The organism is Anaerolineaceae bacterium oral taxon 439, assembly GCA_001717545.1.
GTDB lineage: Bacteria > Chloroflexota > Anaerolineae > Anaerolineales > Anaerolineaceae > Flexilinea.
This window is the reverse complement of sequence record CP017039.1, coordinates 2,617,689-2,634,832: the sequence shown is the minus strand read 5'-3', so window position 1 is coordinate 2,634,832 and position 17,144 is coordinate 2,617,689. Positions and strand designations below refer to the sequence as shown.

Annotated in this window: 2 protein-coding genes; both read left to right on the top strand. The window is 58.0% G+C overall.

Annotated features, from left to right (window positions below):
* The first annotated feature begins 131 nt into the window (after nt 1–131).
* Nucleotides 132–10,982, top strand: a complete 10,851-nt coding sequence (locus BEQ56_11575; protein ID AOH44055.1) for a hypothetical protein — start codon at nt 132–134, stop codon at nt 10,980–10,982.
* Nucleotides 10,983–11,197: 215 nt separating this feature from the next.
* A complete protein-coding gene (locus BEQ56_11570; GenBank protein AOH44054.1) occupies nt 11,198–17,101 on the top strand; it encodes a hypothetical protein in 5,904 nt (1,967 codons plus the stop codon).
* Nucleotides 17,102–17,144: the final 43 nt, after the last annotated feature.

Sequence of the window (17,144 nt, the reverse complement as noted above, 5' to 3'; positions counted from 1 at the left end):
CGACGCAGATCAGGCCGAAAAATGGGATATGACCATGATGTGGAATGGGACAGGCGTATTCCGTTCGGGATTAAATAATTGAATAGATGCGTTAGATTATTTGTTTTGTCGTCTGGATAGGAGCTGTAAAAATGAAAATGACCCGATTTACTCGTTTTATTTGGCTGCTGATCGCCGCGATCGGATTCCTGGGTTTCGCTGGCGCCGCGATCGCGCAGGGACGCGGAGCGATTGTCTCCATTTCGCGTCTCGGTCAAGGTACGGCGACGAATCCCCCAGGTGGGTATCATTACAATGACATGAAAGTTATGTCCGTCAAGCTCGACGGTACGACGCTTACCTCGACGCTGACAGGAGGAAAGATTCGGCTGACTTTTCCAAAGAAGTATTTCAGCGGCATCCCTTCCTATTATAGAGTTGACACTGCCGGAAATTCGTTAGCCAAGACCTACAGGGTCACTGCCGATGCGAATAACATGTACGTCGAAATCTCGTTGAAAGATATTTCGGTTGTCACGAAAGGATCGTTCGACGTCAATATCCTAAATCATGTTCAGAACGTCATTCCGAATGGCGTTGTTGTTTCGCCGAAAACGGAACTGCTCGCGTCGGATGGTTCCCTGATCGAGGAAGCCTCCCCGATGGCGGACCCGTTCGTCTTAGCGAACGATCCGCCGACGATGTGGCTTTTTAATAGCTCTCCGGATTTTGATAATGCTAACTACGCCGATAACCAAAACCTTTACGCCGGCAATGGAATCACGAGCGGCGGGTTTACCTACATTGACCCGGCTCAGACATCTCCGCTTCGGTATCACGTCACGACGGCGAATCCGCCGAACTTTTCAAACATTGGCGCCAAGATGCGCTATTTCCCGAAAGGGAAGGCGGTTATTGACCTGCCGACGTATCCCTGCGTGGATTTGAGCTCGGGAACAGCTGTCCAATCGACTTGTACGGCGGTTTTTGATGCGGCGCTCAGTCCCGGCTGGACACAGGTCGGGAATCAGCTCGTCCTGGATTATGACGTGAAAGGGGCGATTGCCGACACAACCGATCACACTCAAATTCGAAACGCAATCACGGACGGACTGAATAATAAGGGGTTCTGTTTACGCTACCCGAACGCGATCGTCAATAAAGAGATAGTCATGAGCGGAACGCTTAAGGATCTGGAGCCTGTTAATTATGATCCTCAGTTTGAAACGCTCTCCAATGCGGCGGATACGCTCAAGTTCAGGCTGTTGGGGTCGATGCCCACGAACTTGGCGAAAGATCGATACTGGCCGGATACGCGCAATTTTGCGCTCGGATCGCTGGATCTGGCGAACTTTGGACATTCAATTTCGGTTAAAAACCGCAACAGCAACGGGCTTCATATCAACAAAATTGTCGATTATAATCTCGACCCGCGGTTATTCATCTCGAAGATTCGTTTTGCTAGCCGCCCTTATTCTTATCAACAGGCCATCGTTCAAAAGCTTAAGATTCACGCTTATAAAAGCGATGGAAGCGGGTACGACGTTCTTACGGTCACGCCGAGCACCGGTTCAAGCGATACGTATCTCACGGATATCGATCCGGATGCGGACGCTGCGGTTGCAGCGCAGATTGCAGCGGCTGACGCGGGCGCGCCATACGCGACGTTAGGCGGGAATACCCGAAAGTACGATCGTCTTGAATTTGTTTTTGACCCCGGGGAAACGCTCCCCGCGGGCTGGGCATTCACGATCCACCTCGATGAGAAATTGCTTAATCCGTATCAGGAAACGTTCCATCAATATCCGTTCAAACCGGGAAGTACGACCCAACTGGATCAGCCCCCGATGAAATGTAAACCGGACGGGAGCGGCTCGGAGAACCTGAACGCTTTCTGTAACTATGCCTCGATTGACCAGGAACTGATGCTGCCTGGCGGGAACGTCCCGAGCCAGCTGTCCGTTCCGAGTACGCCGATCTGGTACACGTATAAGGCGCCGAGCTTTGTGATGGAAAGCGCGAACGTTGGTCAGGGCGCGACCCAGCTTGGTTCGCAGCTCGATGCACGGACCTATGTGACTCTATGTGATTTCGCCATGATTAAAGGTCTCTCGGTCACGGCGCTCCTTCCCCCTGGCGCGGATTATACCGGCTACACGGTCGAAACCTGGGCGGGGGGGGCAACGAACGCTTCGATCGCGTCGTATGTGGATTCTGCGACGGTCATTCCCGATTTTCAGGGAACGGGACTGAAAGCGGTTAAGATCAAATTTAAAGACTTTAAAACGCGAGATGTTTGGAAAAATCCGCCGGCGAACGGTTGCGTTCCGCTGCGGATGTGGTTCAAATTGAAGATCAACGAGGACGCGATCCCGATGCCGCTTGTCTCGATTTATGAGACGAAACACGCCGCGCAGGCGGGACAGATTCCCAGCGACAAGGCAAATGAAGTTCACTATTTCTGGAAATGGGAAGATGTCGCCTCGATTACGAAAGAAACGAACGCTTCCAATCGTCCGTATGCTGCGAAAGACGCGAGCGGAAACCTGGTGTTTGGGATCGGGAACGGGGTGGACACGAACCCGGCGCATAACCCGAATACGTACCCGCGTCCGGACGTTCTCGACCTGAACAACGACGGATCGACAAGTGATTTGACGATCCGGATGAACGCGACGTTCAATGCGACAATCCCGACGGTCGTCAACTCCGAGAAATTCATCTTCCCCGCGGGAAAGCCAGCTGGAAAGACTGACGCGCCGGTGCCATTGAACGAGCCGTATGTTTACCGGATCCAAATCAATAACCAGTCGACAACCTCGGAAGGGAACGTCCTGATTTATGACGTACTGCCGCGGATAGGTGATTCGAACTATCAGATCCCCGGTTCGACTTCTCCGGCGCGCAACTCGCAGTTCGACGGCGTGATGACGGGTCCGGCGACCGGAAATGCGACCGATAAGTACGATATTAAATACTGTACGACTCCGAATCCGACGATGGATCCGGTCGTCGGTGTTCAAGACGCCGGAGCGGGCGGCTGCGCCTGGCAGGCGACGGCCGCCGACTGGTCCACGGTTACGGCGGTACGAATCGAGCTTAAGGCGGGTCAGAAAATCGAGCCGCTCTCGAAACATTATTTCGACTTGCCGATGATCGGACCGGACACGGCGTCGAACTACGAAACGGGATACGATACGTCGACGAACTCTTTTGCGGTCTCGTATTCGATGGGCGCGCTGTTTGGCACGTCGAACTCGGTGACCGGCGTGAAGAACGTCGCGTTCCCGGTGAAGAAGGTTTGGCGGGATGGGAAAACACGTCCGGCGGTTACGATCGATCTCTACGCGGACGGCGTCAAGGTTGAGGACAAGTCGCTGACGCTGACGGATGCGAACGCAGACCCGGCCGATGAGAATACCTGGCTCGGCGAGTTTAAGAACTTACCTTCGGTCAAATCGGATGGGACCCGAATCGTTTACACGGTTAAGGAAAACCGCGATGGAGCGAATGGTACGGAACTTCAGAATTATCAGACGACAATCAACGGTTCTGTTGCGCAGGTCGGGAATATCGACGGGTATACTGTCACGAATCAGTACGTTCAGCCGGTGATCCCGATTTCGGCGGAAAAGGTTTGGGAAAACGGACAGACGCTCCGTCAGAATATTACCTTAACGCTGCAACGGAAGCCGGAAGGCGCAGCGGGGGATCCGACGGATGTTCCGGATACGGAATTGCAGGCAGCGCTGACGGGACAGACCTGTGAAACGGCGAACCCGGTCACGCTGACGCCAAGCACGGATGCGACGGACGCGAACGCAACGCAGACGATCGCGAAGACCTGGTGCGTTCACGAAACGGGTATTGACGGCGTGAAGTACGTTTACTCGGTTAAAGAAACGCTTCCCGATCCGGAAAACTGGACGGTGACGCACGAAACGACCGCGGCGGCGAATGGGAATCCGCAGCTGGAAAAGATAACCAACACGTATAAAGTCCCGACGTACACGGCGGACGCGCCGCTGACGGGAACGGCGAGCTGGATTAACGGGCCTGAAGGGAAGCCGGAAAGCTACATGCAGCTCAGCCGGACGGTTCCGGGCGGAACGGCGGAGACGGTCGGCGATCCGATCGACGTTTCGACGGCGGCCGCGATTGGAACTGCGGCGACGGAAGCGAACGGCGATAAAAAATGGACGGTTGAAAAGAAATGGGACAGCCTGCCGAAGACAGATAGCATGGGCCGCCCGTATACGTATACGCTGATCGAGACGGACGCGAATAAAGCGCCGTTAACGCCGTCGGGATACGACAAGACGGAAAACGGCATGGAGATCGTTAACACGTATCGGATCGAATACGTTGAAATCAAGGGAACGAAGAACTGGAACGGCGCGTCGACGCTGAAACGTCCGGCGATTACGGTTGGGCTGTATATTAAGACGGAGGACGGACGCTTCGTCAAGCCGGAATCGGTCGGCGGAGACCTTCTTCCGGCGGCGATCTTTACGAACGGATCGACGCCGGGCGTGACGTACGAGACGGCGGGGACGGTTTCGGTCCCCGAATCGACGGCGGCCGGGCTCCTGACGCAGTCGTTCTACTGGTACGTTCCGAAGACGTATCGGAACGGTTCGCCGGTTGTCTATTATTTTGACGAAGAGATCGGGGATGGGCTGACGCCCACCGGCGATCCGCTGACGTCGACGACCGCGCCGGCGAATTATGAAAAGACGTACGCGTATGACGCGGCGACGGCGGCTGCATACGGCGAAATGGCGATCCTGAATACCTATAAACCGCCGCTCGTCAATGGGGACGGGAAGGTTACCGGAGACGTGAAATGGGTTGGCGGCCAGGAAAGCGACCGCGACAGCGTTACCATCGAGCTGAAGCGGAAGCGTCCGACCGGGGCGGTCGAAGTGATCGGCACGGTGACGCTGGATAAAAACGCCGCCGCGAGTCATGACTGGAAGAATGTCTGGGAAAATCTCCCGAAGACGGATCAGGCGACTGGCGAGGAATTCAAATACTGGATCGACGATACGGCGCCCCAGACGAATTTCGATAAGGTTAAGAATGAAACGACGCCGACGGTCATTACCGAGAACGATACGCTGACGCTGACGTACAAATACCGTTCGCCGAAGATCGAGAAGTTCGGCAACAAAGTATGGATCGGCGGGTCCAGCCTGACGCGTCCGGATGTGACGCTGACGCTGTACCGAAGCATTCCGAGCGGCACGGCGGAAAAGGTCCCGGCGGCTGAGCTGTTCACGGACGCGGCGCATCCAGCCTCGGATTATGCGGCGGTAAACGGCGTGACGATCCGTGACGGCGACCCGCTGATCGTGAAATGGTACACGAATGAAAAGAATCCCGACGGGATCGCGTATCTCTTTACGATCGATGAAGACGAGAATCTGACGCCGCTGTACGTGAAAACGGTTGACAACGGGATTCTGACGGTAACGAATCAGTACGTGTCGCCGAAAGCTGAAATTAATGCGAAGAAGGTCTGGAGCGGCGGGGCGGGATCGACGCGGCCGGCGGTGACGCTGACGCTGTATCGAAAGGTCGCGGCCGGAACGGCTGAGAAAGTTCCTGTCAGCGAGCTGTTTACCAAGGCCGGAGAAACCTACGCGACGGAGAACGGCGTTCGGATCGAGGATGGAACGAATCCGGGAAATACGGAAGACGCGGTTGTCTGGTATACGAACGTCAACAATCCAGAGGGCGTTCCGTACGAATTCTCGGTAGACGAGGAACTGGACACGGCGAATCCGGATTCGCTGAAATATCGGAAGACGATCGACGCGGCGACGCGAACGATTACGAATACTTATTTATCGGGCCTGATTGGAACGAAGCAATGGATCGGCGGCGAAACGCTGACGCGTCCGGATGTGACGCTGACGCTGTATCGGAAGAGCGATTCGATGGCGGCGGAAGAAGCCGTCGGCTCGAAGACGATCGATGCGACGACGGCGACGGGCGTCGCCGAAGGGACGGCGTCCTGGGAAGACATGCCGGAAAACGATCCGCAGGGAAGACCGTATGTGTACCGTGTCGACGAAACGACCGTGCCGGCGTTCGCGGAGGGAACGTTCAAGAAGGTTGACGACGCCGGAAACGAGCTGACGGGTCAGAATACGGGCATGACCGTTCGGAATAAGTTCTTCCCGAATCAGGTTTCCAAAACCGGCGAAATTGTCTGGCTCGACGGCGGTACGCTGACGCGGCCGGCGGTCAGGATGCAGCTGTACCGGATTACCGATGGCGGGACGAAGGAAGCGGTCGGCGCGCCGGTGAATATTCCGGACGGGACGCTGTCGAACGTGTTTACCGGCCTCGACGAACGCGATCCGAGCGGCAAGCTGTATACATATATGGTCGACGTTGTGACCGTCCCCGGTTTGTATCAGAAGGTCGACGAGGACGGAACGACCGAAATCCCGGTCAACGAAGATTTGAAGATCCACCTGCGTTATATTCCGCCGCGGATCACTGTCACTGGGACGAAAAACTGGGTGAACGGGAGCGCGTTGCTGCGTCCGGCTGTTGAGCTGCTGCTGATGCAGGATGGAAATCTCTACGGCGGGTCCGGCGATCCGAAGACGATCCCGGCGGCGACGGCCGCGGGCGTGGCGACAAACACGGTTGAATGGACCGACCTGCCGAAGACGCAGCTGGACGGGACGCCGTACGGTTATACGGTTGTTGAGACGGCCGCGCCGGCGAACTATACCAAGGCTGAAGCGGGCCAGACGGTCACGAATACCTATGTCCCGCCGATGATTAATAACAGTAACGGCGACGTGACCGGCGAAATCGAATGGGTCGGCGGCCCGGACGCGAAACCGGCGGTGACGGTGACGCTGAAGCGAAAGATCGCGGGAGGAACGGAAACGGCGATCCCGGTCAACCCGGATGCGACGGTCCCGGCTTCGTCCTATTGGACGACGACGCAGACCTGGTCGGGCCTTCCGGCGACCGACCTCGACGGGAACCCATATATATATACGCTGCATCATCATTCCGGCAGCGTCGGCGATTACACGCGTGAAGAGAACGGGTTGAAGGTTACGTACCGGTACCAGGCGCCGACGGTCGATATTTCCGGGAAGAAAATCTGGAGCATGGGGCAGACGCTGCGTCAGCCGATCCAACTGGCGCTCTTCCGCCAGGTCGGAACCGCGCCCGCGGAGCAGGTTCCCGCTTCTGAACTGCGATCGACGCCATTGACGCCGGGCGATCCCTGCGCGAGCGAAAATCCGGTAACGCTGACGCCGGATCATACGATGTCCGCGGCCGATCCGGACGAATTGACGGCGGGGTGGTGCGTCGCGGAAACGAACGATGCCGGTCAGCCGTATGTCTACACGGTTCAGGAGGTCAGCGCGGGCCATCCGAATTTCACGAGGACGCAGACGAACGCGACGACGGTTACGAATACCTTCGCGCCGACGCTCCTGGATCAGGTCGGCAAGATTACCTGGCAGGGCGGGCCGGACCCGAAACCGGGCGTGCAGATTACGCTGACGCGCGTTATTGAGGGCCTGCCGCCGGAAACGGTCGAAACCGGGGTCGCGGTCCCGCCGGGAACGACGGAAAAAACCTGGCCGAACCTGCCCGCGACGGACACTTATGGACGTCCGTATACGTATACGATTCATAACGACCAGCCGGTCCCGAATTATCCGAATCCGAATGAAAATGGGATGGAGATTGTCTATCGCTATGTCCCGCCGGTTATTTCGCTGACGGGCCAGAAGACCTGGATCAAGGGGCAGATGCTGCGCGCTCCGATTGAATTGGCGCTCTTCCGCTCGGTCGGCGGCGGGATGGCGACGCAGGTCCCGGCAGGCGAGCTGCAGACGGTTACGGGCTTATCCTGTGAAACGGCGAACCCGGTGACGCTGACCCCGGCCGCTGGGGCGAGCGAACCGGATTCGGTGACGCTGGATGCGAAGTGGTGCGTCGATGAAACCGATTTCAACGGTCAGCCGTACACGTACACGGTTCAGGAGGTCAACGGATTAACCGCGAACTGGACCAAGGTTGAAGCCGGATTGCTTGTTACGAATACGTTCAAGCCGACGCCGTTCAATCAGGACGGAAATCTGGTCATGACGAAGAAATGGGTCGGCGGCCGTCCGGTAAACGTGACGTTTACGTTGAAACGGACGACGGCCGGCGTGGCTGGAAGCGAAACGGTTGGAACTTATACGCTGACCGTGGCGAACGCGACGGCTGGGGATCCGAAAGTCTGGACGGAGGTTGTCCCGAACCTGAACGCAATGGATCAGATGGGCCGGCCGTATACTTATACGGTTGAGGAAGCTCCGGTCGCGAACTTTGGCACGGGGATCGATAACGCGACGCTGACGGTCACGAATACGTACGTCGTTCCGCGCGCTCCGCTCCAGGTCGAGATCAACTGGATCGGCGGACCGGCGACACCGCCGGCAACCTTGGCGACGGTTACGGACAACAAAGGAAATACCTATACGGTCGACTTCCCGTCTGGCGGCGGGACGACGAACACGATCACGCTGCCGATAACGGACGAGGATGGGAACCCGCTGACATATAAGGTGCATCAGCCGAACGTTCCGGAGAATTTCACGGAAACGATCGACCAGCCGGGCGGGATCCAGCTCTCGGAAATGACGCCGAACAGGCTCAGCCTGACGAATACTTATGTGCCGCCGAAGGCGGAAGTTACAGCGACGAAGGTCTGGGTCAACGGGGAAGCGTCCGTCCGTCCGACGGTGTGGTTCAAGCTCTACCGCAATATCCAGGGCGGTCCGGTTCAGGAAGTCCCGCTCGCCGAGGCTCCGCTTGTCGAGCTTCCGGACGGAACGGTCGAAGCGAAATGGACCGGGATTGAGCTGCGCGATCATGCGGACGAGCCGTATATCTTCACAGTGAAGGAAGTTGACGCGAGCGGCGCGGATTACGAACCGGCGAATTACACGAAGGCGGAGAATGGGTTGACCGTGACGAATACGTTCGTTCCGCCGTCCGGCCCGATCGTCGGGAAAAAGGCTTGGGGTCTTGGGCCCGCGCCGCGGCCGACGGTATGGCTGAAGGTCCGGCGTCAGGTTGTCGGCGGCCCCGTCGAAGACGTTCCTTCAGCCGCGATTCAGCCGCTTCCGGACGGGACGACGGAGGTTACCTGGCCGAACGTTGCGCTGATGACGCTGCGTGGCGAATCTTACACGTTCACCGTTCAGGAAGTTGACGCGAGCGGGAACGACTTCACGCCGGCGGGCTACTTCAAGACGGAAACGGGTTTGACGGCGGTCAACGCGAAGCTAAGCCGGCTGACGGTCGGCGTTGTTGCCTCGCCGCTTTCGGACCAGAAATTTGGCGTCGAGGTTCGCAGCGATACGGATGTACGCCCGACGCAGGACCTTGACTATAACGGCGAAGAAGCGGTTACGCCGTCGACCGTTATGCACGATAACATGAATCTCGAGACGTACCGGATCTCAATCCCGAAGCTGGATACCGAGGTCTGGGCGGTGGACAGCATCAGCTGTGTGGCGCGGCCGCTGGACAGCACGGATCCGGCGCTGGACGAACCGCTGACGGTTGACGCGAAGGTGGATTTCTACGGGAAGCTGACCGGGCTCTTCTCGATTCCGCAGATGCCGCTTGAGAAGGATATTCGCTGCACTTATAATTTGCGCAACCTGCAGGCCGGGCGAGTCGTAACGCAGAATACGACGTATCTGAACCCGGACTACAGCGGGTTCCCGGACTACAACTATGCGACGGGTGGAACCGGCTTGCTGCCGTTCCAACTGTCGACGACGAGCGCGCCGAACGTGCAGGAAGTCACGCCGGGGCAGTACACGATCGTGCAGCAGAACCTGGAAGGGTGGACGACGATCGACGTGATCGTGACGAGCTCGGTGCATGGGCGGCGACCGCTGAAAGCGCTGGGGGACCAGCGGGTCGGAACGTACAGCTACGGACCGACGGGGTCGTTTACGGCGACGGACTGGGAAACGGTGGCGACGGTGACGGTGGAACCGAAGGAAGAAGTGACGTTAACGTTTGTGAACGTTCCGCCGAATACGATTATGGCGAAAAAAGTGACGATCCCGGCGAAAGCGGGCGATAGATTCAGCTTCATCGGGGTGCTGTCGGGCGAAATCGGGGACGGAGAGTACCTGATCAAGACGGGAGCGGTCCCGGACGGGAAGCAGTGGCAGTCGCTGGAGCTGGAGCATGACGGATGGACGAAGCATTCGGTAAAATGCGTGGAGCGCGGACGGGTCGGGACGTTAGAGACGCGGGAAGAGTTCTACACGATGTCGGCGTACTACGGGCTGGATGACGGTGAAGTGATCCTCTGTACGTTCACGAATCGGATGTGGGGAGTGGATGAGCAACCTGATGTCGATGATCCGGACCTGCCGCCGGAATACTATATCAATAACGGGTTGCCGCTGCCGCCAGGAATGGCGTATTCGAACGGGCTGCCGCGGACTGGGTTCACGCCGGGCAAAGTGACGACGGTCGGCGAGCAGCCGGCGGCGAAGAAATACCAGGCGTCGGAGATAACGCTGCGAATCCCGAAGCTGAACGTGGAGCTGGGCGTCACGGGCGTGCAGAAGACGGACGGGAACTGGGACGTGAGCTGGCTGAACGGGCAGGCGGGGTACCTGGAAGGGAGCGCATATCCGACGTGGGCCGGGAACTCGGTGATCACGGCGCATGTCTGGGATGCGTACAATAATCCGGGACCGTTCGCGGGACTGAAGACGCTGGGGTATGGAGACCAGGTGGAAATCGAGGCCTTCGGGAAGACATACGTGTATGAGGTCCGTGAAACGAAGCAGGTCACGGAACAGGACGTCGAAACGGTGATGGCGGAGAAGGACGGGACGTGGATCACGCTGCTGACCTGTGAGGATTACAGCGAGAAGACGGACCGGTACGCCTATCGGCGCGTGGTTCAGGCCGTGCTGATCGAAGTGAAGTAAGGCGTAAAAGTTTACAAGAGGCGGGTTTTTCCCCGCCTCTTTCGATTTATAAGTCATGGCCTGGATCCGCCCATTCGCGGATCGTGGCTTAGTTTGGTTTTGTTGTCATCTGTTTTTAGATGATCTGTTGGCGGATAAATATTAGTTATCAGTTGAGATAAAAGAAAAAATCAATGTTTTGCGCTATGGGGCTTCCATTGATATAATTAAATGGTATGAAATCCAAGGACGAACCTCTCTATTCCTATGCCGATATCGCCGGTTTTTTGCGGAAATCCGTCGCAGTTTTTCTGATTCTCTTTAGCTTCGCCGGCTTTGCCGTATCCGCGCGAGCGGTTCAGGCCCGGCGTCTGGACGAAATGGATCCGGTTCTGGATTCGGTGCCCGCCCCCGCTGCGCAGCGGCCGTCTCTCCGGTTAGCCAATCCCGAGACGCTTTCGCCGGCGGAAACGGTTCGAGGGGTGGAGTCTTTGGTATCGGTGATCGACTGGGGTGAGAGCGCCCCGCCGCATCCGACCGTTCAGATGACCCTGGTTCGGATCGATTCAAACGGAATTCGGACCGATCTCCGGAAAGTGGCCGTCGCCGATGGTACAGAGCTGTATCGTTGGGGGGATTTTCCCGCGGCGGATCCTCTGGGCGGGCGGTATCGCTATCAGGTCGCGTTGGCCGACAGCGTTCCCGATGGGTTTGTTTCAGCAATCGACGGAATGGACCTGAAATTTTCGAGATCGGTATCAACGGCAACGTTTATCGGTTACGTGAAATGGATCGGTGGCGAGATGATGTATCGGCCTCGAACCTCGTTAGTGCTGCTTCAAAACGGGATCCCTTATGGGCCGGTGCGCTATATCCCAGCGTCGTTGGTCCCCGGCGTTGAACAGTCATCCGTGACCTGGAACGATGTCCCGGTAACCGACGCGGACGGTTCGGCGTATGTGTACAGCGTGACGCAGCCGATCACGCCGGAGGGGTATGCCAAGCGCGAAAACTCGATGATTGTCGAGAATATTTTCGTTGAGGACGTGATTTCGGTAACCGGGACCCTGATCTGGGAAGGGGGAATTTCACCGCGGCCGGCGGTCCGCGTCACGCTGCAGCGGGCCGGGCTGATTGAACCGCTGACCAACTTATATACCGTGACGATTCCGGACGGTGTGACGTCGTACACCTGGCAGAATCTTTTGAAAGTTGATCCTCTGGGAAATCCGTATTCCTATCGGATGGTCCTCGCCGAACCGCTTTCGACGTATCGTGCTGAGGAAAACGGGCTTTCGATTATGCTGAACTATACGTCGGAGCTCCGTTCGCTCAGCGCGAAAATCTATTGGCGCGGCGGACCGGACGCTATCCGTCCAAAAACAAGCCTGCTGCTGCTCCAGAATGGGAGTCTTTACGGAGGACCGGCCGTTATTCCAGAATCGGAAGAGCCGGGCGTGACGGAGAGCGAGGCGACCTGGGAGGACGTTCCGGTGACCGATGAATTCGGGTTCCGTTACGATTACACTGTGATTCAGCCGGCCAAGCCGGAAGGGTACACGAGTTCAACGGAAGGCCTGACGGTTACGAACACGCTGATCCCGCGGACGGTCCCGGTCACAGGAAAGGTAACCTGGATCCATGGCCAGCTGATGCGCGAATCGGTCGGGCTGCGGTTGGTTCGCCGGAACGCGAATGGGACGACAGAAGCGGTTTCGGCGGATATGCTGACGACTGTCTCGAATCAGAACTGCACGGTCGTTAATCCAGTGACCGTCGCGCCGATCAGGGCGCTGGATCAGCCGGACGAGATCACCGAGTCAGTTACCTGGTGCGTCCCTGAAACGGATATCGACGGAAATCCGTACAATTATTTTGTCGAAGAGGATGGGGGAGAGCGTGTCTTGGACGAAGAGACGCCTTGGGCGAGCTCGGCCGGCGAGAACTCGGCATCGGAGATTGTAAAAACGTTTCGCGTACTTCCTGCGGATCCGCGGCTGACGATTGAGTGGGTTGGCGGCGATACGGCGCTTCATCCTGCGCTGACGCTCGAGCTGCGCCGAAACGGCGAGGCGGTTGCGCCCGCGTTTCATTTCGCTTCGGACGGGAGATCGGGGGCAGGCGTGAGCGCTCCGGTTTCGCTGCTTTCGCTGATTCCCGGATTAACGCCGGACGATCTGCCCGCGTCAGCGATCGACGGCAGCGAGATGATTTACTCGATTCACCCGGTCGAGGCGCCGGAGAATTACTTGCTTACGCCTGATGGGATGAAGCTGACCGCGGTCTTCCAATCCCGGAAAATCGGCGTCGACGCGCGGTTGACCTGGATCGACGGCGAGACGGTACGCAGCCCGGTTTTTCTTTCGCTGCTGAAGGTTGACCCCGCGACCCGTGCCGCACGGCCGGTCGATCTGACCGAGGCGGACCGGATCGAAGGAAGCGAATGCGCTGCGGGAAATCCGGTTTATATGATGCCGCCTGATCCTGACATGGATTCGTCGCGGCAGGTCCGTTGGTGCGTTGACGAATTCGCGGCTGACGGTTCGAAAATTCAATATCAGATCGAGGTGGAAAAGCTGACCGAGAATTGGGAAGCGAAAGCCGTGGCGTCGGACGCGCCGCTGGCGCTGACGCTTCGCTATAATCCGCCTCCGATCTCATTGTCGGGAAGCGTCGTCTGGGTTCAGGGTGAGAAGACGTTCCGTCCGCCGGTTTTTCTCGAACTTTACCGGAACGGGACCCGGATTGGAAATTCGATTCTTCTGACCGCGGCTCCGGGCGAGGGAACGGAAACGAAGTTCACGATCGATAGCTGCTATGATTTGCAGTCTGCGCCTGATTGCGGACTGACCGCGACCGATTCGACGGGGAGACCGTACGTTTACACGCTGAATCAGCCGAACGCGCCGAAAAACTACCGCGCCGCTCAGGAGGGAATGACCGTGACGAATACGTACGTTCCGCCGAAAACGGGCGTGACCGGCGGGGTTACCTGGATCAACGGTCAACTGAAGCGCCTTCCGGTTCGGGTTGTGCTGATGCGGCGTGCAGCGGGGGGCGATCCGGAACGCGTCCTGATCGGCGCGGAGGATGTCATCGAAGGGAAAAGCTGCGCGATGGAAAATCCGGCGACGCTGATCCCGGTCAGCGCGCTGACCGAGAACGATCAAACGCGGATCAGCGTGACCTGGTGTGTTGACGCGACGGATTCGAGCGGGGAGCCGATCGAATATTTCCTGACGGAAGCTGAGGCGGAGACGTCTCCTTATTGGCTTCCGGCGAGCGCCGATTCCCCGCTTCAACTCGTCAAGCGCTATCGGATTCCGGCCGCTGAGCCGAAAATTATCGTGAACTGGGAAGGGGGCGCGAACTACGTTCATCCGGAGATCACGTTGGCGCTCCTTCGTAACGGAACGCAGCTTGGCAGCCTGGTTACGCTTCAATCGGACGGACTTTCCGGGACGAGCGCGGGCAAGGCGATCGATCTCATCCGCGCCTTCCCCAACGCCGGATTCAGCGCGCTGCCCGAGACCGATCTTGAGGGACGTCCGATCCTGTACTCCGTCGCTGAGCCGGTTCCGGCGGCGAATTATGACGTTTCCGTCGACGGGCTGACGATCACGCATGCGTTCCGATCGGACAAGAAAATCGTTCGAGTTCAAAAGGTCTGGATTGACGGTCAGTACGTGCGGCAGTCTGCCGAGCTGCGACTGCAGCAGCTCGACGGGGAGGGCCGAGCGCGCGATGTCCTGCTGACCGCCGCGGATGGAATCGATGGCGTCAGCTGTGAAGCGGCTAACCCGCTTTTGCTGAACCCGGATCCGGACGCGGTGCACGTGAATCCGCTGACCGTTGCGGTCAACTGGTGCGTCGATGAATATGATTCAGAAGGTAACCCAATTACGTATCAGGTCGTTGAGACTGAAAGCGATTCGCCGCTCTGGACGGAATCGGTTGACGAATCTGATCCTTTCAGACTTCTCAGCACGTATCATTCGCGCTCGATCTCTCCGCGGCTCCTCGTGCGCTGGATCGGAGGCTCGGCGCTTCCGCGTCCGGAAATTACGCTGGAATTGCGGCGGAACGGTCAGCGTGTCGGCGCGCTGCGAACGGTTTCCCCGGATACCGCTTTCGACAGCGATGGCGGCGCGGAGATCGCCTGGTGCGATGAGGCGACTGGCGGTTCGGCGGACTGCCTGGACGTGACCGAGACCGACGCTGTCGGCCAGCCGTACCGATATACGGTCCACGATCCAAATCCGCCGGCGAATTATCTCGTTACCGAAGACGGATTGACGCTGACGTACGCGTATCAATCTGAAAAAATCCCGGTTCAGGCCGAGCTCGTCCGTTTTGGCGGTCAGCTTCAGCGGTCAGACGCAAGCTTGCAGCTGATGCGCACGAGCGGGAATGGGGGAGCGGTACCGGTGACGCTGACGTCCGCGGATCGTATTGGCGGGAAAATCTGTGCGCCCACGAATCCGGTCATGGTCAGACCCTCGCCGCAGCCCGCCGGCACGGCGAAGACGACGGAAACGATAACCTGGTGCGTCGATCGGACTGACGGCGAGGGAGTCCCTTACCAGTATTCCGTTGAAAACCTGACGGGGGACGACGAACGCTGGAATGACGAAAGCGATCCGACGGAGCCGCTTCGGATTATCGAGCGGTACCAGACGCGCATGATCACGCCGGCATTTCGGATCGTCTGGGTGGGCGGATCTGCGCTGACGCGTCCGGCGGTCCAGCTCCAGCTGCTTCGAGACGGCGTCCCCTATGGCGAAGACAAGATGCCGGCGGGGGACGCTCCGGAAGGGATCGGTGCGGCGGAAAGCGTCATGACCTGGACCGCGGTCCCGGAAACCGACGCCAACGGACGCGCTTACGCTTATCGGATCAGGCAGGTTGAGGTCCCGGAGGGTTACCAGCAGCTCCAAACGGACAATACGACAATTACAAACCGGTACGTTTCAAAATCAGAGGATATTACCGGGGAAATCGAATGGAAAAATGGACCGGATCCCCGCCCGACCGTCACGGTCCAGCTGATGCGCCGCGCGGAAGGGGGCGTTATCGAATCGGTCGGTTCAACGTCATTCCAGGATGGCGTGACGACGCATGTCTGGCCCTCGCTGCCGCTGACGGACGCGGAAGGCAACCTGTATACCTATTCGCTGATGAACAGTGTCGCGATCGCTAACTATGAGGCGTCCGTCGATGGGCTGAAAGCGGTTTACACGTATCAGTCGCCGCTCGGCTCGGTTCAGGGGACGATTCAATGGGAAAACGGGATGAAGCTGCCGCGTCCTGCCGTCGAGATTCAGCTTTATTGTAACGGCGAAGCGGTCGGCGAACCGCGGAAGCTTGAAGCGGGTACGACGACCGGCGTCACGAATCAGGCGGTCTCCTGGAGCGCGCTCCCGTTGTACGACGATCAGGGCGTTCCCTACGAATATTCGATCGGCGAACCGGTCGTTCCGGAAAATTATCGAAAGATTGAAGATGGTTTAACCCTCCTGAATCGATACGAACCGCCGGTGAGCGACGTTATCGGTCGTATCGCCTGGGAAGGGAACTCAACAACGCATCCGACCGCGGTCGTATCGCTGAAACGGTCGCTTCCGGACGGAACGAACGAAAATATCGATACGGTTGAGATCCCGAATGGGAAACTCGCTTACGTATGGAAAAATTTGCCGATGACCGACGAACAGGGCGGCGCTTTTGGATACGCGTTAGTTAACGCTGAGCCGTTGGTAAATTATTCGGGCGTTCCGGAAGGTCTGACCGTGACCTACCGCTATGAACCCGTGCTGTATCAGCAGTCGGGAAAGATCGACGCTGAGATTCGCTGGATCGACGTTCCGGGGCCGCATCCGACCGTTGAACTGACGCTGCAGCGCAGCCTCAACGACGCAGCGCTGAATCTGGAACGGGTTTCGTTCCCCAACGGGGTGACGACGTATCGATGGACAGATATGATCGGGATGACCGACGCCGGCCAGCCGTACTCGTATCAACTGAAGGTTGGCGATCTTCCGTCGGAGTATCTCGTTCAAGTCGACGGGTTCGTCGTGACGATACGGTTCCGCGAGCTGAAGCCCGCGGCTGATTCGGTCGCAATGCTGCGGAAGAGGTGATCCTCGGATTTTTACAAAAAAAGCGGCCTCAAGCCGCTTTTTT

Bases quoted from the DNA above. Each gene is read 5' to 3' on its own strand.
- BEQ56_11570 (AOH44054.1), top strand. From the start codon at position 11,198: ATGAAATCCAAGGACGAACCTCTCTATTCCTATGCCGATATCGCCGGT.
- BEQ56_11575 (AOH44055.1), top strand. From the start codon at position 132: ATGAAAATGACCCGATTTACTCGTTTTATTTGGCTGCTGATCGCCGCG.